Here is a 19,540-nt window from a genome sequence, read left to right on the forward strand (position 1 = left end):
TCGCCCGCCGGAGCGGAAGGACTCGATGCTGTTTGGGGTGGACAGGCCGGCGGCGATCAGCCCGGACTGCGCTGCCTGACCGGTAGGATGAACTCGTCCTAGGATGCTCTGCAGGCGGTGCGCCGGTTCACCCGGCCCGGCTTCTGCCCACCCGTCGGACGGACACCGGAAGAGCAACGGCGGTCCGCGAGCAGACCAGGAGCCGGGCGGCCCAGGCCGCCCGGCTCCTGGTCTGCTGTTACCTGCTGGTCAGGGCTGGCTACGTGGGCTGTCGGGGCCCAGCGTGTCGATGAACTCGTGCGGTCCGGTCACCTCGGACGCCGTCCGGGCCTGCTGCGCCCGGGCAGACATCTGCTCGGCCACGGTCCCCGCCGGCACTCCGGCGCGCCCGGCAGCGTCGACGACCTTCCCGTACGCCTGCTCGGTGAGGACCAGCGCGCGCCGGTAGTCGTGCCGGGCGAGCGCGTGCTCGGCCGCACCGATCAGCCGGTCGGCGGCCCGCAGGTCACGGTGGGCCCGGCCGGGGTGCGGACCGTCCAGCACCGACTCGGCGAGCCGGTTCGCCGCCTCGTTGTACGTGGCGGTGAGGAACCGGTCGCTGTTGTCCCGGTCGAACTGGCTGAAGTCCCAGTTCAGGTCGATGTAGCTCATCATCGAGTTGACCTGGTCGCCGGACCAGGCGAAGAAGAAGTCATCCTCCGGGCCGTAGTCCACGCCGGTCTCGCTGTCGTAACCGTCGTGCGGATGGCTCATACCCAGGTGGTGTCCCACCTCGTGGATCAGCGTGGTGGTCAGCCCGTAGCCGCTGTCGACGATCTCCGGGGAGACGAACGCGAAGACGTACGACTGCGTACCGTCGGTGTAGTTGTCGTCGGCGAAGCCCAGCGCCGGCACCGGGGTGCCGGCCGGCAACGCGTAACTGAACACCGGCAGTTCGTAGTCGACCCGGTCCTGATCGTCGAGCACCCGGTCGAGTTCGAAACTGTTCTGCAGATAGAAGTTGGCGAACGGCGGATAGCCCAGCTCCGGGTAGCAGGACTCGTCGTCGAGCAGCACGGCGTAGTAGCAGCGTTCGGCGTCACCTTCGAACGCGAGGTTCTGTCCATCGTAGTCCAGCACGTTGCGCCACCGCAGTTCCCGCAACTCCAGCTGCAGTAGCTCCTCGTCGATGTAACGGACCGAGGCGTCAACGCCGTCCCAGCCTTCGTAGACGTTGCTGTCGATGTTGATCGACTTCGGTGGTGCGGCACTCGGCAGCTCCGCCGGGTACAGCGGCGACGTGGTGAACAGCAGGTTGATCGCCACGTATCGGGTGATCAGAGCGAGGTCGCCGGTGAGCGCGTCGGGGGAGCGGTAGCCGTCGGCGGCGTACTCCCAGACCGGTGGCATCCGGTAGTCCTCGACGCCGTTGCCGTCGAGGTCGGGATCATCGACGTTCCAGTTCTCGGTCCACGATTCCGGCCCGGCCGACAGGTCGTGGAACCACACCCGCCGGGTGGAACCGAGGCCGTTCTCCTCGTCGTCGGCGGTGGTACCGCCCCACGCGGAGATCTTCCGGCTGTCCCGTTCGGCGCCGAAGTTGTGCCCGGTGTCCGGGTCAGGTTCATCGGTCTTGGTGTAGACGTGGAACTTGAAGTCCGACCGGCCGAACCAGTTGATGAAGAAGATGGTGTTGCGTCGGGTGTCGACGCCGGCCGGTGGGTTGAGCGCCAGCCACCGCTCCACGCTCGGTGCGTCGATGTGGTGGTTGTCGGTGATCGTGGCGACGTTGCCCTGCTGCTCGTTGTAGAGCTCCTGGTAGGCGGTGAGCGGTGCAGGTGTGGCCAACCGCTGCAACTCGGCGAAGAACCGGTCCTCGTACCGCTTGTTCGCGTACCGGACGTGGTAGTCGTAGGTGTAGGTCAGGCCCAGCTTCTCGACCTGGTCGTACCACAGCCGGGAGCGGACCACCGGCTCGTAGCGCTGTGGCAGTTCGTCGAGGTAGGCCGACCGGTCCACCTGCGTCCGGCTGTAGCCGAGGAAGACCACGTTGACCGGAACCTTCTCAGTGAGCGTCGGCGCACCGCCCGGATTGAGATGCGAGAAGTGCGGCGTCGCCGCCTGACTGGCGGGTGCCGCGGCGACGATCATCAGCAGTGCCGCCGCCGCCGCTATCAGGGTTGCCGCTGTGGACCTCGTCGTTGTCCTTGTCGACATCCAGTTTCCCTCCGTTGACGACAGGTGGTCGCCGGTCCGGCCAGCCACCAGTGGCAGGGACCTTTGTCCTCCGCTGTGGACACTGTGTCATCGATCATCAGCGCTGTAAATCCGCCGCCGGTGAAACCTGGCGGACCCGCCGGGGGTGTGTGCCCAGTCGGTTGAACCGGGCATCCTTCCGAGCCGTATCCCGGGTTGACGGCGGGTGGTCCGCCGAGCACGGCGATTCGGGAGGCCACGTGGGGGAGCGGGAGCTGGGGCTGCGGCGGGTCACGATGATCACCGGCGGGTTGGCCGTGGCGAGCATCGCCGGCACGCTCGGTGTCGCCGTGGTGGCGCACGCCGATCACACGGCGGACCAGGACGCGAACACTCCGGCGGGCAGCGTGCAGGGCGAAACCGCGCCGCAGCCGGCCGGTGCCGACGGGCAACCCGCCCCGGGTGAGGCGGGTACCGATGCGGCGGCGACGGCCGGCGACGGACAACCTGCCCCGGACGGCGCGGCCGAGCCGGACCAGCCGGTCGACCAGGCCCCGCCGACGGCGGAGTTTCCGCCGGTGACCGGCGGTGGTGGCGAACCCGGCCAGGCCACCTCCGGCGGGTCGTGAGGCGATGCCGCTGCTGGAGACCATCCCGGTCGGGCCGGACTGCGCACAGTGGCCGGTGTGGGGGACGCTGGCCCGGGTGGTGGTGAGCGACCCTGCGGCGGTGCCGGCGGCCCGGACGATCGTCGACGACGTGCTGGCCGCCGTCGACGCCGCCTGCAGCCGGTTCCGCGCCGACTCCGAACTGGTCCGGGCGTGCCGCAGCGGAGGAACGCCGGTGCGGATCAGTCCGCTGCTCGCCGGTCTGGTGTCGGTGGCGCTGCGGGCGGCCCGGGAGACCGACGGCGACGTCGACCCGACCGTCGGTTCGGCGCTGTGCCGACTGGGCTACGACGAGGATCTGCGCTGGGTGACTCTGCATGGCCGGCCCGCCGTGGCGCGGACCGTTCCGCCGGCCGCGGACTGGCGTCAGGTCCGGCTCGACGGGACCGAGCTGACCGTACCGGACGGGGTGCAGCTGGACCTCGGCGCGACCGCGAAGGCATGGGCGGCCGATCGCTGCGCCCGGGACGTCGCCCGCCGGTGCCGGGTCGGTGTGCTGGTCGCCCTCGGCGGCGACATCGCCACTGCGGGGCCGGCCCCCAACGAGCGTTGGCGGATCCGGGTGCAGGACCGTCCGTCGGATCCGGCGTGCGTGATCGGTCTGCCGGCTGGTGGCGCGGTGGCCACCTCGAGCACGGTGAGCCGGCAGTGGACCGCCGGAGACGCCACGATGCACCACATCGTCGACCCCCGCACCGGTACGCCGGCGGGCCAGGTGTGGCGCAGCGTCTCCGTGGCGGCGTACAGCTGCGTGCGGGCGAACACGTTGAGCACCGCAGCGCTGGTGCGCGGTGCGACCGCCGATCGGTGGCTCGCAGGTCTCGGCGCACCGGCCCGGCTGGTGGCCGGGGACGGCACGGTGCGGACCGTCGGAGGCTGGTCCGCGGAGGAGGAGACACAGTGACGGAGGCAGGGTGGTTCGTCGCGCGCGGCACCGGGGTGACGGCGCTCGTCGTGTTGTCGGTGGTCGTGGTGCTGGGAGTGGGCAGCCGGTCGGGTCGGCCGGTGTTCGGGCTGCCCCGGTTCGCGGTGAGCCTGGTCCACCGCAATGCGGCGGTGCTGGCGGTTGGGCTGCTGACGGTCCACGTGGTCACATTGCTCTTCGACCCGTACGCCAAGCTCCGGGTGTACGACCTGTTCGTGCCGTTCGGTGCCGAGTACCGTCCGCTGTACATGGGGCTGGGCACGCTCGCCGGTGACGTGATGCTGGTGCTGGTGGTGACCAGTCTGCTGCGTCGGCGGATCGGCGTGCGGTTGTGGCGGGCGCTGCACTGGCTGGCGTACGCCGCCTGGCCGGCGGCGCTCGGCCACTCGGTCGGAACCGGCACGGACAGCGGCCAGACCTGGATGGTGGCGGTCAACGCCGGGTGTCTGGCGGCCGTGCTGGGCGCGCTCGGTTGGCGTCTGCTGCTGTGGGTGCGGCCCCGGTCGCGGCGGCGGGCCACCGACGACGCTCCCCGACCCGGGGGGCAGGCCCCCGGGGGATCGCACCGGCGGTCGGGACTGACGACCGACGAGGCAGCCGTCCGTCCGCCGACCGACTGGCTGCACGCCGACCCGCCGGGCGACCGCGCGTCTGCCGGCTACCAACCTGCCGTTCCCGTCGGCTACCGACCTGCCGGTCCTGCCGGCTACCAACCTGCCGAGTATCAGCCGACCGGGCCGATGTGGGACCGTCCGCCTGCGGTAGTAGGTCAGGCAGAGCACCCGGTCGATTCCTACGTCGGCGGCCGGGCCGCCGCCTCCGTACCGTCCAGCCTGCTGGACATGTACCGCAAGCCGGGATCGGTCTTCCAGCCGGCGGACCCGCCGGGCTGGCTGCCCGACGCTGGCGCCGACGGCGACCTCGTCGCCCGGCGACCGCCCGAAGCCGGTGCCATCCCGCCGTACGGTGACTCCGAGGGCTATCGGATTGCGGGCCAGCGTTCCGGCACTCAGGGCGGGGTGAGAGCCCGCGCTGGGAGGGCCGTCAGGCCCGAGTAGTGCGCGAGGAGACGCCCTTCTCGAAGTCGCGGCACCTGGCCCGTGATCGCCTCCACGCGGGCCAGGTGCCGATCGCCGAGCACCTCGTGCCGAAACTTCGTCACGAAGACCAGAACGGACATGCATCGCGAGAACTCAATGTCTGCCGGTACGGACGCCTTCGTGTTCAGCCATAGACCAACACGGTACGGTGTATCTCGTGCAGCTCCGTCCTTCAGCTTCAGGGCGGACAGGATGCCAGCGTGAAGCTGCTCCACACACGGCCTTCACCGGGTGGCGCCGTTAGGAGTGACGACAGGTGAACGATCCGCACGGTGCACGGTTGCAGATCGACTGGGCTCGCTGTGACGGTCGGGGTCTCTGCATCGAGCTGCTGCCCGAGCTGCTGACCCGTGACGACTGGGGCTTTCCGATTTCCCGGGACGGCAGCCGGGAGCCGGCGGTGCCTGCGGAGCTGCGCCGGCACGCCGACCGTGCCGTGGCGAACTGTCCGGAGCTCGCGTTGCGGTTGACCTCCGCCCAGCCGGCGCGTCGGCGACGCTGACCGCGTGCCGCTGTCGCCGAGCTGACCCACACGTACCGCCGCCGTCCACCCCTGGCTGACGGGCGTCTAGCATGGGCAGGTCCCGCCGGTCGCGGCGTGGCGAGGAAGCCAAGGACACGATCCATGACCAACGACGACGACGTCCGGGAGCCCTGGCTGCGCCCGGTTCTCAGCCTCGCGGAACACGCCGCGGGCGTTCGGCGCGGCGAGCTGTTCGACCGTGCCGGCTGTGTCATCGTGCCGGGCCGGCGGCTCGGGCAGCTGGTGGGTGGACGTCCACCGGGTGTCACCACCCGGCAGTGGAGTGTGGCCACTCGGGCGCGGTTCGATCTCGTGGTCTGTGGTGCCGACGACTACCGTCCGGTCTTCGTGGCCGACTTCGTCGACCCCGCCGACCGGACCGCCGAGCAGCGTCGCGACGAACGAATGACCGACGCCGTGTGCGAAGCGGTGGGCCTGGCGGTGCTGCGGGTCGAGTCGGCGGCGTTGACGGCGACCGGTCCGGGCCGGCGGGTGGTGGAGTACGTGCTCGACGCACGGACGTTCCAGCAGAGCGCGGCCGGGTTGCGGTCCGGCGAGATCGTCGGGGAGATCAGCTACCGGGACATCGTCGGCCGGTTGCCGGACGGTCGGACCGGCCAGGTCAACGATCTGGGCGCGGTGGCACGCGTCCGGGCAGTGGAGGCCTTCGTCAGCCGGCAGCTGTCCGATCCGCTCCTACGTGGCCTGCACGTCGAGTGGACCGACGGCGGCGCGGAAGGCTGGGCCTGGCTGACTGCCGGCGAGGGTGGGCTGCTGTTCGAAAGGGTACGGATCTGGCCGCACCGGCTGCACTGCGGGATAGCGCCCGGACGATTCGCTGAAGACTTGGCGGCGGCGGCCGTTGGGGAGCGGTTGACGACACTGGAGATCGGCGAGCCGCAGTTGCGTAAGCGTCACGAGCTGGCCGGCGAGTTTCGGGCCTTGCTGTCCCGCCGTGCCGAGATGAGTGGCGAGTTCGCGTTCGACCATGTGTCGTTCGACTGATCGCGTGTCTCCCAGCCATCCGGCCAAGGGGCGGTGGCGCCGGCGGATGTCCGCCCTGCCGCCGGACGAAATCGTCCGGCGGCGCCGCCGGCGCCGATAACCCAGCTGCCCGAGTGACGCGTGGGCAGCTCTGCCTGGAATGCGCCCGACAGGTGGTCAGCCCTTGTGGTAGGCGGCGATCACGTTTGCCGGGATGCGGCCGCGTTCGGAGACCGGGTAGCCGTTCTTGGCCGCCCATTCGCGGATGGCGCGGTTCTGCTCGCGGTCGGAGCGGGCCGGCGCGGCCGAGTAGCTCCCGCGGCCGCCTCGACCGCCGGCGCTGCTTCGGCTCACCCGGGTGCCGGCGGCGATGTACGTGTCTAGGGCTTTGCGCAGCTTGCCGGCGTTCTTCTCAGACAGATCTATGGTGTAAGTGACACCGTCCAGCGAGAACTCGACCGTCCGGTCGGCCTCGCTGCCGTCGAGGTCGTCGGTCAGCAGAGTAATGACTTTCTTGGCCACAGATGCTCACTCCTCGGGATACGGCCGTGTTCGGAATTGAGTCTGACGCATTGGCCATCGATTCCGCAACACTTCGGCCATTGTCGGTGGTCAGGCGGTCGGCGTTCGCCGGCTCCGGATCTCGTTCCGGACACCATTTGGCGCTGGCCAGGGGGCGGTCGGTCGAGGAAACCGGCATCCGGGTGCGGCGGTCAATGCCTGCCCGGCGGGGTCACTGATCATCCGGTCCGCCGGCACTGGCCGGCCACACCACGTGGGATGGCCCACAATCCATTACCGAACCGACGGCGGCTCTCTAGGATAGAGGAGCAGTGACGATCGCCTGGTTCAGGCGACGACCGCAGGAGCGGTGAGCGTCCGGTTCGGATGCTCGGTAGCTGCCGTTTGATGGACGTGGGTGCCGGCTGCGGTGATCATCGCAGCCGGCGCTCATGTGCGCTCCCTGCCGTCGAATTGCGCGGACAGCGGGCGGCCCCGCTGAGTTCACTCAGCGGGGCCGTGACGGTTGACCGACCCGGGTGGGTCACGGAGCTAGCTTGGGTCAGCGGAGCCAGGCGTTGCGCCGTACCAGCGGCAGGTTCCACCACCAGCTGCCCAGACCGTACCGAAGACCGGCGCCCGTCGCGGCCAGACCGAGCAGCACCAGGCCGTAGACCAGGTGGTCGTCCAGGAACGGGTTGGTGGCGATCGGCAGCGACGCCAGCCACATCAGGGTCAGCAACAACGAGCCGGATACTGCGGCGACCCACATTCCGACGCCGAGGATCAACGCCACGCCAATGCCGAGCAGGCCGACCATGAACAACCAGTCGGCCCAGGCCTGACCGGCCATGCCGCTGAAGAATCCGCTGAACGGGCCCTCTACGTTGCTGAGGTACCCGGTGGTCGGGGATCCGCCATTGATCCAGGCGCGCTCACTGGGGGTCGACTTGCCAAGACCGGCGAGTTTGTCGAGGAAAGCCCAGAGAAAGATGAATCCGAGGACCAGTCTGGTCACTGCCCAGACGACCTCGCCGAACCGGGCCTCGGCTGGCGTGGCGGCGAATCCCCTGTCGGTGGCGGCTGGTGCCGGGTGTGTGGTGCGTGCCATCTGGATCCCTCCCCTGTCGTTGATCGGTGTCGGTGTCCGGCGCTCTCTCCGACACATCGATTGTCAGGGGATTTCCCGGCAGGGCGGCAGGGCCGGAGGTCCCGCCGGCCGGTGCCGGAGGTCGGCTGGGCCGACGGCTATCAGGGGTGGCTATCCGACTGCGGCCGACCGGCGCGAGTGATCCCGGGCGTGTTCCAGCAGCTTCACCAGGACCTCCTTGCCGGACCGCCGTTGCCGGGCATCGCAGAGCACCACCGGCACGTCCGGATCGAGGTTCAGCGCCAACTGGACCTCGCCGAGCGCGTACTGCCGGGCACCGTCGAAGCAGTTGACCGCGACGATGAACGGGGTTCCCCGCTGCTCGAAGTAGTCGATGGACGGGAAGCAGTCGGCCAGCCGCCGGGTGTCGGCGAGAACCACCGCACCGAGCGCGCCCGTCGCGAGCTCGTCCCAGACGAAGAGGAAGCGCTCCTGGCCGGGGGTGCCGAACAGGTAGAGAACCAGGTCCTCGCTGATGGTGATTCGGCCGAAGTCCATCGCCACCGTGGTGGTGGTCTTTTCCTCCACGCCGGAGACGTCGTCGACGGCGACCCCGACCTCGGTGAGCAGTTCCTCGGTGCGCAGCGGCCGGGTTTCGCTGACCGAACCGACCAGGGTCGTCTTGCCCACCCCGAAACCGCCGGCGATGAGCACCTTCACCGCGGTCGGTGCGATCGGCCTGGTGCCGGCCGGATCAGAGCGCTCGTAGTCCATTGATAACCGCCTCGAATACGCTGTCGTCAGTCGGGTTCGACGCCGAACGGGGTTCCTGTACCTCGACCAGCGCGTGTTCGAGCAGGTCGCCGAGGAGGACCCTGACGGTGCCGAGGGGCAGATCCAGGTAGGCCGCGACCTCGGCCACCGACAGCGGCTCGCGGCAGCGGTCCAGGATCGCCAGGTGCTCCGGGCCGAGACCAGCTTCCCCCGGTGGGGTCCGTGGCCTGGCCAGCACCAACGAGATGAGGTCGAACCGGCCACGACGTGGCCGGGTGCGGCCGCCGGTCATCGCGTACGGCCGGACCACCGGCCCGGCATGGTCGTCGATCCACCGGTCCTCACCGGATTCGTCGGACTGGCTCATCGTCGCCGGGTCACTTCTCTGTGTGGTTCTCGGCCGGGCGGGTGCGGGAAGCCAGGTACTTGCCGGCCCTGGTCACCAGCATCGCCATCTCGTAGGCGATCAGTCCCACGTCGGTCTCCTCGCTGGCCAGTACGGCGAGGCAGGCACCATGCCCGGCCGCCGTGACGAACAGGAACGAGGACTCCATCTCGATGATGGTCTGTCGAACCGGTCCACCGCGGAATCGTTTGCCGGCGCCGCGGGCGAGGCTCTGGATTCCGGCGGCCAGTGCTGCGAGGTGCTCGCCGTCGTCGCGTCCCAGGCCGGCCGAGGCGGCCATCAACAGGCCGTCGACGGAAAGCACGATCGCATGCTCGGCCTGCTTGACCCGACCGACCAGATCGTCGAGCAACCAGGTGAGGTCCGCGATCGAGGCGGTCTGCTGCATCAGTGGTTCTCCTGTTCGTGCCAGCCCTAGCGCTGAGGCTCACGCCGATGGTGGGTTCCGGTCGTCGCTGACCGGTGCGGTGGCCGGTGACTGTTGTTGCGGCGCCGTCGCAGAATCCTCGGGCGGCGGCGCGTCGGGCAGTCGCGCCGCGTCCGACCGACCTTGCCTCGTCCCGCTCTGATATGCGCTCATCATCCGCAGTACCTGCTCGGCCGGGCGGGCCGGGGGATCGGCCGGTTCGCTTTCCGGGTGCCTGTCCCGCTGTGACCTGTCGGGCGGGTTCGCGCCCGGCCCACCGGCGGATCCGGCGGCTGTGGAGCGTACCCGGACCGGTAGCCCGGACGGGGTGTACGTCGATGTGTGTGATCCGGCTGGCGGGGCGGCACGGATCTGGTCAGGCTCGGACTCCACCGACCCGGCCGGACGTCCCGCCGCTGTCGCCGCTGTCGGTGCGTCGCCGCCCGGTTGCGGTACGGGCTCGGAGCGGGCGGTGGCGGCCACCGGGGCGACCGCCCGTACCGTGGAACGCCGCTCGGCGGCCCGACCTGGGCCGGCTGCGGCCGCCAGGGGCAGCGTCTCGACGGCGTCGGTCGCAGCAGAAACAGCCGGGACAGCCGCTGGGAGCCGGTCGCTGGAGCGCAGATCCGGGTCGGTGGCTTCGTCGCCCGGCACCACCAGCTCCCGTGGAATCAGCACGACAGCGGTGGAGCCGCCGTACGGCGACTCCTTCAGGTGCACCCGGATGCCGGTGCGTTCGGTCAGCCGGCTGACCACGTACAAGCCGAGCCGGACGGTGCTGGACAACCGGAACTCCGGATGCTCGGTGATCCGTTCGTTCGCGGCAGCTCGCTCGTCGTCGCTCATGCCCAGCCCGCGGTCCTCGATCTCCACCACGTAGCCGTTGGCGACGAACTGTCCCTTGACCTGGACGGTGGTGTGCGGCGGGGAGAACGACAACGCGTTCTCGATGAGTTCGGCGAGCAGGTGGATCACGTCGGCGACGGCCCGGCCGGCCAACGAGACCTGCCCGATCGGAGCGACGGTCACCCGGGTGTAGTCCTCGACCTCGGCGATGGCACCCCGGACCACGTCCACCATCGGTACGTCGCGGCGCCAGGTCCGGCCGGGTGTCGAGCCGGACAGCACGATCAGATTCTCCGCGTTGCGCCGCATCCGGGTGGCCAGGTGGTCGACCCGGAAGAGCTCCTCCAGCTTGTCCGCGTCCTCCTCCCGGCGTTCCATCGAGTCGAGCAGGGTGAGCTGCCGGTGGACCAGGGCCTGGGTTCGGCGGGCCAGGCTGAGGAACACGTCGCGGACGCTGCGCCGCAGCTCAGCCTGTTCCACGGCGGTGCGCACCGCGGTTTCCTGTACCCGGTTGAACGCGCGGCCCACTTGCCCGATCTCGTCGTTGCCGAACTCCAGCGGCGGTGCCTCGGCCGCCACGTCGACCTCCTCGCCCCGGCCGAGCCGGTCGACCACGCCCGGCAGCCGCTCCTCGGCCAGCCGGTGCGCCGCGTCCCGGAGCCGTTCGAGCTGGGCGACGATCGCCCGCGCGGTGGTGATCGACATGATGATCGAAGCGACGACCGCGAGCATGCCGAGACCGGCCGCGAGCAGCAGCCGGAGCAGTACCAGCAGGGCCACCGGCACGGCCCGGTCGACGAGGTCGTCGCCGCCGGCCAGCACGATCGTGTGCAGATCGGACATGGTCGTGTCGGCCGCGGGCCGCCACTGCGCCTCGGTCAACGGTGCCGACGAGGAGGACGGCCCGTTCGCGACGATCCGCTGCTGCGCGTTGCGGAAACGTTCGTAGCTGTCGCTGTCGACCAGTTCCGCATACCGGGCCCGGTCCGGTTCCGGCAGGTTCACCACGGTGGCGTCGACGAGGAATTCCTGTGCGCCGACCAGCTGTACGAACCGGGTGTGCTCGGCTGCGGTGAAGCGCTTCGCGACGATCACACCGGCGATCAGCGCATCCTGCTGGGCGACCAGTTCCTGACTCCGGTTGAGATCGGTCAGGGTCGCCGTGTCGTCGGCGATGTCGCGTTCGTCGAGGTTGCCCAGCGCACCGAACAGTTGGAAGAACGCGGCGATCGTGTTGGTGTAGGCCTCGTGTGCGCTGCCCCGGTCGACTTCCCCTGCCTCGACGGCGTCGCGGGTGACGCGCAGCTCGGTCAGCCATCGCACGGTGTCGGCGACCTGCTGTTCCAGCTCGGCGCCGGCCGCGAGGTCCGCCCACCAGTGCTGGGCGGATGCCTGGAATTCGTCCGCGAGCCGTTCGTTCGCCCCGCGCAGCTCAACCAGTTCGCTGCGGCGTTCGTCGGTCGGCCCGGCCAGGTATTCCATTGCCAGGCGCCGCTCGGACTGCAGTCCGAGCAGCAGCGGCTCGCTCGGCTGGTAGATCTGGCTGTCGTAGGTTTGCACCCACAACAAATTCAGGCCGTCGCGCAGGGTCACCCATGCGGCGAATGCCCACAGCGCGCTGAGTGACAGCAGCAGCGCGACAATCTTGGTACGCAGGTGAAATCCGCGTGACACCATTACACCGTCCCCGGCCTGACCTGCGAATGTCTCGTCATCTGCCTGCTACTCCTGGCCGTACATACGCGGACTGCGCCGCGCCTGTTCATGAGCGCATTGGCACGGCGCACGCTAGCAGCGTCGCGGTCCGGTGCTCAAGCGTGCCTGTTGACGCCGGTTACGCGTGCCCGGTGAGCGAGTTTGCCGGCGGCCACGATCTCTGCCGCGACCACTGTGATCGGTTGGTAGAGGTCCTTGTCGTGCCAGAGGGCCGGCCCCTGGTCGGCGGTGGACGGTACGAGATGGGCGGCGCCCCGGCGGGCGGCCCGCAGCATCCGGTCACTGGGCGGGTCGGTGGTGTCGAGCAGGATCCGTACCGCGTACGCGGTCTCTTCGGCGGTGCCGTGCCAGCGCCCCCAGGAGCCGTCCGGCCGTTGGGTACGCAGCACCCAGTCCACCGCCCGCAGCACAGCGGCTGCCGGCCGGGCCCCGGTGCCGGCGGCGGACAACGCCAACGCGCAGGCGGCGGTCGCGTAGTACGGCGAGGCGTGCCAGCGGTCCTGCCAGGAGCCGTCGGGTTGCTGCTGGTCGCACAGCCAGGTGCTGATTGACCGGCGGAGTACATCCAGGTCGGCGGCGCGCCGGCCACCCCCGACCGCCTGGAGGGTGTCGAGGGCGTGCGCGTTGGTGGTCACCGAGGCGCCGTCCTCGCCCGGCCAGGTGGCGATGTGGTCGCCGACCCGGAAGCCGAGCAGCACCGCCGGATCGGCTGGCTGGCCGAGCAGCGCGAGACAGTGCAGGACCACGGCGGTGGTGTCGGCGTCCGGCGGCAGGCCCGCCCCGGTCGCCGCTCCGGCCGGGGTGAGCGCCGCACGCAGGGATCCCGGCAGTTCGGGTGGCACCAGCATGGCGACGTCGGCGCGCAACAGGGTGGTCAGGACCCAGGCCCGCTCGAACACGGCGACCGGCGTGGCACACGGCACCGGACCGTGGTGTTGGCGTACCACCGTTTCCAGGTAGCGGCGCGCGGGCATCGGGTCGACCTCGGTGCGGACCGGATCGATGGTGGCGAGCCAGGCTGCGGTGGCGGCCGGCGAACCGCCGACCGTCCCGGCCTGTCCGCCTGTCCCGGACCCTGCGAGCGGGTGGGCCGGCACGGGGGCCACCGCTGGACGGCTCGGCGGCGCCACCTGGTCGGCGAAGGTCTCGTACGCGTGCAGCAGTTTTGTCGGCACCGGCCGGCCACCGGCGGACAGCCGGCGCACCGCGTCCAGCCGGTCGGAGTCGAGTGCACCTCGCAGCCGTAGTGGGGGGTCGCTCGCGGGCAGGCCGGGGCGGTGCCGTATCCGTTGGTTGATCCGGTCGACCAGCGCCGCCACGATCAGATCGGCGGCGGGGGTGTCGGGCAGCGTCCCGCCGGTCGTCGCGGCGAGGATCCGGTGTGCGGCGGTCAGCCCCCGCATCGTCGCGTCGGGCAGCGATGTGGCGTCGAGCAGTGGCGTGGCGCTGGACCGGACCGGCGGTACGGCCCTGACGCCGAGCAGCGCCTCGACGGCGCTCAGCGTCGGGACCAGCGCGTAGCCGCCCGGACCGCCCCAACTGCCGTCCGGCTGCTGGCTGGCCAGCAGATGTCGCACCCGGGCCCGGTGTCCGGTCAGCCAGGGGGCGAGGCTGACCAGGCGGGCGGTCTCGTAGACGGAGACGTCGGTGCGGCCCCAGGGCTGACCGGGCAGTCGGTCCACGATCTCCTGCGCGGCCCGGTCCCAGCTGTCCGTGACCGGTCCGACGTAGCGTCGGGCACGGACCGGGACCGGGTCGGCCGTGGCGCGTCCGCCACCGGGCGCGGCCCGGCTTCCGGTGACCGTCACAGCTCCCCCCAGAAGTCGGTGACCCGGTAGAAGCCGCTGGTGTACCCCAGCTGCCGGGACAGGTAGGCGGCCTGGTTGGGGCAGCGGACCTCCAACGGCCGCAGCAGGTCGCGGCACCCGTCCACCAGATGTCCGATCTGGTCCTCCACGACACCCCGGTCGGCGGTCAGCAGCAGCGCGTTGAGGTCACCCCAGGTGGTGTCCCGCTTGATCGAGGCGAGGTCGTTGACCAGCCGGAGCACCCGCTGCACCTCCCGACTGACGGTGATCAGCTCGGTCAGGTGCGCCAGCGTCGGCCCGTCGCCCAGACGCAGCCAGTGCGTCACGTTGACGAAGGTCGACCCGAAGTTGTCCGCGTTGTCGAGGTAGTCGGCGAAGGTCGGGCCGGCTTGCGCCGGGGCGGCGCGGCGGGCCGCCTTCCACCGCCATTCCCGGTGCATGGCGGTGAGCGTCCGGTCCAGCTCGGTCCACCAGCGGTCCCGTCGGTCGGCGAAGGCGGGTGCCTGGTCGAGTTCGGCGACGATGTCGGCGAGGAATCGCCCGAGTTCGTCGTCGGGTCCGGCCGCGGCGCCGTACGCCACGGCGCGGCACCGGTCGACGAGGGCGACGATCTCGTCGTCGGTCGTGGCCTGGTAGTCGATCAACCAGTCGGCGGCGAACACCCACAGCGCGGCCCGGTTGGCCAGCCGTAGCTGCTCCGGGGTGCACCAGGGCGCGGCGAACGCGGTGGCCAGCGAGATCGCGGCGCTGACCGCCGGGTCGAACGGGCGGGCCGGGAACAGACCGGGGTAGGCCCGGGTGTGTTCGGCCAGGTCACGCTGACCGTGGATCGCGATCGCGCAGATCCGGCCGTTCTCGGCCGCGCTCTGCAGGTTCGCTGCGGCCGATGAGGACACCGTGTGCATCAGACCGTCCGGGAGAGGGCGGCCGGTTCGATCCGGACCCGTACCGGTGCGTCGGTCCGTACCGACGCACCGGCCTGCGGCGTGGGCAGCCGGCCGTCCGTCACCCGCACCCGGAACCGGCTGAGGATCGTGGCGACGATCAGCGGCGCCTCCAGGTAGAACAGGTGCTGGCCGAGGCACTGGTGTGGTCCGCCGCCGAACGGGAAGTGGGCGTACCGCTGCCGACGCCGTGCCGACGCCGGGGCCGACGGACCGGCGTCGGTGTCTTGCGTACCGTCGGGGTCGAACCGGTCGGGGTCGAACCGGTCAGGGTCCGGCCAGACCGTGGGCAGTCGGTGGGTCAGGTACGGGCTCACCATCAGCTGCGCGCCGGCCTTGATGCGGACACCGTCGATGACGTCGTCGGCGAGCGCGGTACGCGGGATCAGCCAGGCGACCGGGTACAGCCGCAGCAGTTCGTCCAGCACCATGCGGGTGTAGCGCAGCTGCGGCAGATGCTCGTGGCGGACCGGTCCGGCGCCGACCACCTCGTCGATCTCCCGCTGCAGCCGGTCGGCGACCGCCGGGTGCCGGTGCAGCAGCGGCCAGAGCCAGGTCAGTACGCCGTACGTGGTCTCGGTGCTGGTGGCGAACATGGCCACCGTGTCGTTGCGGATCTGCGCCTCGTCGAAGCCCCGGCCGTCGCGGTCGCGACCGCGGACCAGGGTCCCGACGACGTCGTCTGTGTCGTCGCCGTCGGCCCGGGCCTGCCGAACCACCGGCAGCACGATGTCGTCGATGGTCCGGACGGCCTGACGGAACGCGCGGTCGCGGGGCAGTGGGACCGCGTTGGGCACGAACGGCAGGAGCAGCCTCGGCAGTACGGCGGTGGCGATGGTGTCCTGGGCCGCGGTGATCCGCAGCGCCTGGTCGGTGGTGAACCGGTCGGCGAACATCACCCGGACGATGGCGCGGCAGACCAGCCGGGCCAGTTCGTCGCCGATGTCGACGGTGTGTCCGTGGCGGGCCGCGTCGGCCAGTGGCCCGGTCGCGTCCGCGATCGCTGTGGCCAGGTCGTCGGTGAGGGCGTCCAGCCGGCGGGCGGTGAACAGCGGCTGCAGCGTACGGCGGCTGTCCGACCAGACCGGACCTTCGCCCAGGATGCCGTCACCGAACAACCGCAGGATGGGCCGCCAGAGCAAACCACGGCCGTCGCGCAGGTAGTTGGCCGCGTTGTCCCGCAGCACGTGCGCCACCTGGGCGGGATCACTGACCAGATAGAGCCGGGCCGGTCCGGCGGACAGCCGGACGATGCCGCCGTCGGCGTCAGTGGCGAGCCCGACGAGGGTCCGCAGCGGGTCGCGGACCAGACCGGGCAGGACGCGTAGCGCCGCGACCGGACGCATCGGGGCGGGAGAGGCACCCGGTCGGGGTGTCGGACCCATCATGCGGTCACCCTGCACACGATCTCCGTTCCGCCACCTGACCGCAGGGTCCACCGGGTCGACTGGTGACTGATTGAAAGCAAAGGACGACGTTCGGCTGATCATGCCATGATGAACACGGTCAATCTAGGTTCATAGATGTTAAGTTCTCCTTTGGTGCGCACACCTTCCCGCGCGCCAGCCGTCCGGTCGTCCGCGCCGGCATTCGACATCGCCTGGTGTGGTATGAGTGCACGGTGACCCAGACGCAGCCCGGCGCCGGTGCCGACGACCCGAAGCCGGACCCTCGACGGGTGTCCGGGTGGTCCTACCTGATGGAGTTGATCGCACTCTGCGGGCTCGTGGTGGCCCAGCCGCTGCTCGACGTGATCGGTCGCAGCCCGGACTTCTTCTTCTTTCACGGTGCCGGACCGGCCGCCGTTCTCGCCCTGGTAGCGGTGATCGTGCTGGTTCCGCCGGCGCTGTTGTGGGGTCTGGGTTGGCTGGCGGGGCTGGCCGGGCCGACGGTCCGGCGGTGGACCCATCTGGCCCAGCTCGGCAGTTTGACCGTGTTGTTCATCGTGCAGGTTGGAAAGGCGCTGATCGATGTGCGGGGCCCGCTGCTGGTGGTGCTCGCCGTCGTCGTCGCCACGGTGTTGCTCGCGGGGTTCGCCAGGTCGACGGTCGCCCGGCAGGTGCTGCGGGTCGCCGCGGTCGGTCCGCTGGCGTTCGTGCTGCTGTTCGTCTTCGCCTCGCCGTCGTCGGCGGTGCTGCTCGGCCGGGGGGCGTCCAGTGCGCCGGTGCGCAGCATCGGTCCCCACCCGCCGATCGTCATGATCATCCTCGATGAGTTCCCGCTGGTGTCGCTGCTCGACGAGCGGGGTGAAATCGACGCCGGGCTGGTGCCGAACTTCGCCCAGCTGGCCGCCGGCTCGACCTGGTACCGCAACGCGACAACGGTGAGCGGCAAGACCGTCAACGCGGTGCCGGCGATGCTGACGGGACGGTACCCGACCGGGGAGTTGACCCCGCACTACTCGCAGCACCCGGACAACCTGTTCACCCTGCTCGGGCCGGCCTACCAGGTCGAGGCCTGGGAGAACGTCACCCAGCTCTGCCCGCCGCAGCACTGTCGGGGACGTCCCGGGCAGGACCGGGGCAGTCTGCCGGTGATGCTGCGGGAAACCGCGGCACTGTACGGCCAGTTGATCTCTCCGGACGATTCGCTGGACGACCCGGCGGCGAGTTTCCGCGAACCGACGGTGGCCGACGACATCCGGGCCAACGACAAGTCCCCGGACGCCGGCCCCGGGTTCCGGATGAGCAGGTTGAAGGAGAACCAGCCGGCCAGGTTCACCGAGTTCCTCGGTTCGCTGCGACCCCGGGACACCCCGACGCTGCACTTCCTGCACCTGCTGATGCCCCACTCGCCGTGGACCTATCTGCCGAGCGGGATGCGGTACGACGGTCCGGGCGGGCTGCCGTACGACGGACCCTGGTGGGCCCGGCTCACCCATCAGCGGCACCTGCAGCAGGTCGGCTACACGGATCTGCTGATCGGCGAGGCGTTGCGCACGCTGCGCGCGAACGGCCTCTACGACGACGCGCTGATCGTGGTGACCTCCGACCACGGCGGCAGCTTCAGCGAGGGGGTCGCCGGCCGGGAGATGGACGACCAGTTCGCCGCCGCCGCCGAGCTCGCCTGGGTGCCGCTGTTCGTCAAGGAACCCGGCCAACAGGTTGGACGGATTGACGACCGCAACTGGGAGCAGGTCGACCTGCTGCCGACCGTCGCCGACCACGCCGGGGTGCAGGTGCCGTGGCGTACCGATGGCATCTCCGCGCTGCGCGGCGAGCGGGAGACCACCGACAAGCGGTTCGATCCGCGACCGGGCGAGCCGGTGACGATCGACGGCCCGGCCCACTTCGCGGCCGTACGGGCGGGTTCCAGCGCCCGGCCGGTGTTCCCGCCTCTGCCAGCGGCGGACCTGATCGGTACGGCGGTCGACGATCTGACTGTGGTCGGCACGGGCCCGCCAGCGACCGTGACGAATCTGTCCGAGTACCAGGACGTCCGGGCGGAGCGTGGCAAGATCCCGGCGTTGGTGCACGGCACCCTGCCGGAGTCGGTGCCGGTCGGCGTCCCGGTCGCGGTCGCGCTGAACGGGCGGGTCGGCACGGTGGTCCAGACGGCGCGCGACGGTGCCGGGCAACTCCGGTTCGTCGGGCTGATCCCGGACGAGCGGCTGTTCGTCGCTGGTGCCAACCGGTTGGAGCTGTTCGTGGTGGTTGACGCTGAGCCGGCCGGCGACGGCCCGACCGGAACCGCGCCGACTCTGCGGCGCCTGCCCATCACCGGCTGATCCGAGACCTCACCCTCCCGCTGCCGGTCCACTCCGCCGATCGTGCCCGATCAGGCTTAGCGGAGCGGGCCGCTGGGTATGAGTCTGCCGGGTGTCGATACCCGACCGGAGGAGGCGACCATGGTCGGCAGGATGATCAAGCGCTGGGCGGTCGTCGCGGTCGCCGTACCGCTGGCGGCAGCCGGGGCGCGCAAGCTCAGCTCGGTGGTGGAGTCCCGTAGGGGCCCGTCGTCGCGTACCTCGAAGCTACTACGGCAGGCGGGGGACGCACTGCACCGGAACAAGCGGCGTCGCTGAAGGCGGTACGCCGCGACAGGTTGCCCGGTCCGGAGCACAACGGTCGGGGTCCGTTGCCACCGGACCGGGCAACCGCCTCTCAGGTCAGGACGGGCAGTTGCCGGCCGCCCGGCGCTTCTCGATCGCGTCGGCGGCGCCCGAGGCGTACTCGACGAGTACGCCGCCGCCCGGGTCGAACCGCCAGGTGTCCTGCACCAGCCGCAGTGAGCTGTTGCCCACGGTGTCGTCGCGGCGCCAGGTCAGGTCGACGGCCGTCTCGTCGACCGGTGTCACCTCCTGCAGTTGGAACTCGACGCCGTCCTGCACCGGGCACGCCTCGTTGGTTTCGACGAACACGTTCTCCGGCACCGACTGCTGGGCCTCGGCGGTCCACAGCTGCCAGGCACCCGACCAGTCGCCGCCGACGATCAGGTCGAACTCCTGCTGAGCGACGTCGAGCGCTTCGGCGACGTTGACCTGGATCGGCTCGCGGGTCTCGGTCGGCGTGTCGACGCCCGGGACCGACGGGGTACCGGGGGACCCCGTCGGGGGCGGGGTGCAGCCGGCGACGAGTGTCAGGGCGGCCACCCCGACGAGTACGCTCGCGGTAGAGCGGCGCATGACCGTTCCTCCTCTCGGTGCGCCTCCGGCAGGGGACGGCTTTGGGAGCG

18 protein-coding genes are annotated in these 19,540 nt (G+C 70.6%); 7 read left to right on the forward strand and 11 right to left on the reverse strand.

Annotated elements, in window-relative coordinates; translation table 11 throughout:
• Positions 1–249: 249 nt before the first annotated feature.
• Entirely contained in the window at positions 250–2,196 is a 1,947-nt protein-coding gene (locus tag O7621_RS17325) for a hypothetical protein (protein ID WP_282230221.1), read from the reverse strand.
• Between the two features lie 239 nt (positions 2,197–2,435).
• Between O7621_RS17325 and O7621_RS17330 the strand changes: the two genes are divergently transcribed.
• From O7621_RS17330 to O7621_RS17350, 5 genes are all read left to right on the forward strand, one after another.
• The gene (locus O7621_RS17330; RefSeq protein WP_278168402.1) at positions 2,436–2,804 is read left to right on the forward strand and encodes a hypothetical protein; all 369 of its coding nucleotides are present in this window, start codon (positions 2,436–2,438) and stop codon (positions 2,802–2,804) included.
• Between the two features lie 4 nt (positions 2,805–2,808).
• Positions 2,809–3,747, forward strand: coding sequence for an FAD:protein FMN transferase (locus O7621_RS17335; protein WP_282230222.1), 939 nt, complete (start codon positions 2,809–2,811; stop codon positions 3,745–3,747).
• Positions 3,744–4,826, forward strand: coding sequence for a ferric reductase-like transmembrane domain-containing protein (locus O7621_RS17340; RefSeq protein ID WP_282230223.1), 1,083 nt, complete (start codon positions 3,744–3,746; stop codon positions 4,824–4,826). The genes O7621_RS17335 and O7621_RS17340 overlap by 4 nt, the downstream gene beginning before the upstream one ends.
• A 298-nt stretch (positions 4,827–5,124) precedes the next feature.
• Complete coding sequence (locus O7621_RS17345; protein ID WP_278168406.1) at positions 5,125–5,370, forward strand: ferredoxin; 246 nt, start codon at positions 5,125–5,127, stop codon at positions 5,368–5,370.
• 123 nt (positions 5,371–5,493) lie between these two features.
• Complete coding sequence (locus O7621_RS17350) at positions 5,494–6,396, forward strand: DUF2726 domain-containing protein (RefSeq protein WP_282230224.1); 903 nt, start codon at positions 5,494–5,496, stop codon at positions 6,394–6,396.
• A 156-nt stretch (positions 6,397–6,552) separates the two neighbouring features.
• Here the strand turns inward: O7621_RS17350 and O7621_RS17355 are convergent, their stop codons facing one another.
• From O7621_RS17355 to O7621_RS17395, 9 genes are all read right to left on the reverse strand, one after another.
• Entirely contained in the window at positions 6,553–6,897 is a 345-nt protein-coding gene (locus O7621_RS17355) for an Lsr2 family protein (RefSeq protein WP_282230225.1), read from the reverse strand.
• Positions 6,898–7,438: 541 nt separating this feature from the next.
• The gene (locus tag O7621_RS17360; protein WP_282230226.1) at positions 7,439–7,987 is read right to left on the reverse strand and encodes a hypothetical protein; all 549 of its coding nucleotides are present in this window, start codon (positions 7,985–7,987) and stop codon (positions 7,439–7,441) included.
• Positions 7,988–8,137: 150 nt separating this feature from the next.
• Positions 8,138–8,740 carry an ATP/GTP-binding protein gene (locus tag O7621_RS17365; RefSeq protein ID WP_282230227.1) on the reverse strand — a complete coding sequence of 201 codons (603 nt, stop codon included), beginning with the start codon at positions 8,738–8,740 and terminating at the stop codon, positions 8,138–8,140.
• Positions 8,721–9,107, reverse strand: a complete 387-nt coding sequence (locus tag O7621_RS17370) for a DUF742 domain-containing protein (protein WP_123600961.1) — start codon at positions 9,105–9,107, stop codon at positions 8,721–8,723. The genes O7621_RS17365 and O7621_RS17370 overlap by 20 nt, the downstream gene beginning before the upstream one ends.
• A 10-nt stretch (positions 9,108–9,117) precedes the next feature.
• Complete coding sequence (locus tag O7621_RS17375) at positions 9,118–9,534, reverse strand: roadblock/LC7 domain-containing protein (RefSeq protein ID WP_282230228.1); 417 nt, start codon at positions 9,532–9,534, stop codon at positions 9,118–9,120.
• Between the two features lie 39 nt (positions 9,535–9,573).
• Positions 9,574–12,075 (reverse strand): nitrate- and nitrite sensing domain-containing protein, encoded by a 2,502-nt coding sequence (locus O7621_RS17380; protein ID WP_282230229.1) that lies wholly within the window; start codon positions 12,073–12,075, stop codon positions 9,574–9,576.
• Positions 12,076–12,209: 134 nt separating this feature from the next.
• On the reverse strand, positions 12,210–13,922 hold the full coding sequence (locus O7621_RS17385) for a prenyltransferase/squalene oxidase repeat-containing protein (RefSeq protein ID WP_282230230.1): 1,713 nt from the start codon (positions 13,920–13,922) through the stop codon (positions 12,210–12,212).
• Positions 13,919–14,827, reverse strand: a complete 909-nt coding sequence (locus O7621_RS17390; RefSeq protein WP_282230231.1) for a terpene synthase family protein — start codon at positions 14,825–14,827, stop codon at positions 13,919–13,921. Before O7621_RS17390 ends, O7621_RS17385 begins: the two co-directional genes overlap by 4 nt.
• The gene (locus O7621_RS17395; protein ID WP_282230232.1) at positions 14,827–16,254 is read right to left on the reverse strand and encodes a cytochrome P450; all 1,428 of its coding nucleotides are present in this window, start codon (positions 16,252–16,254) and stop codon (positions 14,827–14,829) included. The genes O7621_RS17390 and O7621_RS17395 overlap by 1 nt, the downstream gene beginning before the upstream one ends.
• A gap of 233 nt (positions 16,255–16,487) precedes the next feature.
• Between O7621_RS17395 and O7621_RS17400 the strand changes: the two genes are divergently transcribed.
• Together O7621_RS17400 and O7621_RS17405 are read left to right on the forward strand one after the other, a co-directional pair.
• A complete protein-coding gene (locus O7621_RS17400) occupies positions 16,488–18,593 on the forward strand; it encodes a sulfatase-like hydrolase/transferase (RefSeq protein WP_282230233.1) in 2,106 nt (701 codons plus the stop codon).
• A gap of 120 nt (positions 18,594–18,713) precedes the next feature.
• The gene (locus O7621_RS17405; RefSeq protein ID WP_278116793.1) at positions 18,714–18,890 is read left to right on the forward strand and encodes a hypothetical protein; all 177 of its coding nucleotides are present in this window, start codon (positions 18,714–18,716) and stop codon (positions 18,888–18,890) included.
• An 84-nt stretch (positions 18,891–18,974) separates the two neighbouring features.
• Here O7621_RS17405 and O7621_RS17410 read toward each other — a convergent pair whose 3' ends face one another.
• On the reverse strand, positions 18,975–19,490 hold the full coding sequence (locus tag O7621_RS17410; protein WP_282230234.1) for a hypothetical protein: 516 nt from the start codon (positions 19,488–19,490) through the stop codon (positions 18,975–18,977).
• Between the last annotated feature and the right edge of the window lie 50 nt (positions 19,491–19,540).

The organism is Solwaraspora sp. WMMD937 (genome assembly GCF_029581175.1).
In the GTDB taxonomy this organism is placed as follows: Bacteria; Actinomycetota; Actinomycetes; order Mycobacteriales; family Micromonosporaceae; genus Micromonospora_E.

Excerpts from the sequence above, each read along its gene's own strand:
- O7621_RS17405 (WP_278116793.1), top strand. The coding sequence starts at position 18,714 with ATGGTCGGCAGGATGATCAAGCGCTGGGCGGTCGTCGCGGTCGCCGTA.
- O7621_RS17375 (WP_282230228.1), bottom strand. The coding sequence starts at position 9,534 with ATGCAGCAGACCGCCTCGATCGCGGACCTCACCTGGTTGCTCGACGAT.
- O7621_RS17380 (WP_282230229.1), bottom strand. The coding sequence starts at position 12,075 with ATGGTGTCACGCGGATTTCACCTGCGTACCAAGATTGTCGCGCTGCTG.
- O7621_RS17325 (WP_282230221.1), bottom strand. The coding sequence starts at position 2,196 with ATGTCGACAAGGACAACGACGAGGTCCACAGCGGCAACCCTGATAGCG.
- O7621_RS17395 (WP_282230232.1), bottom strand. The coding sequence starts at position 16,254 with ATGATGGGTCCGACACCCCGACCGGGTGCCTCTCCCGCCCCGATGCGT.
- O7621_RS17390 (WP_282230231.1), bottom strand. The coding sequence starts at position 14,827 with ATGCACACGGTGTCCTCATCGGCCGCAGCGAACCTGCAGAGCGCGGCC.
- O7621_RS17365 (WP_282230227.1), bottom strand. The coding sequence starts at position 8,740 with ATGGACTACGAGCGCTCTGATCCGGCCGGCACCAGGCCGATCGCACCG.
- O7621_RS17410 (WP_282230234.1), bottom strand. The coding sequence starts at position 19,490 with ATGCGCCGCTCTACCGCGAGCGTACTCGTCGGGGTGGCCGCCCTGACA.
- O7621_RS17335 (WP_282230222.1), top strand. The coding sequence starts at position 2,809 with ATGCCGCTGCTGGAGACCATCCCGGTCGGGCCGGACTGCGCACAGTGG.
- O7621_RS17370 (WP_123600961.1), bottom strand. The coding sequence starts at position 9,107 with ATGAGCCAGTCCGACGAATCCGGTGAGGACCGGTGGATCGACGACCAT.
- O7621_RS17350 (WP_282230224.1), top strand. The coding sequence starts at position 5,494 with ATGACCAACGACGACGACGTCCGGGAGCCCTGGCTGCGCCCGGTTCTC.
- O7621_RS17360 (WP_282230226.1), bottom strand. The coding sequence starts at position 7,987 with ATGGCACGCACCACACACCCGGCACCAGCCGCCACCGACAGGGGATTC.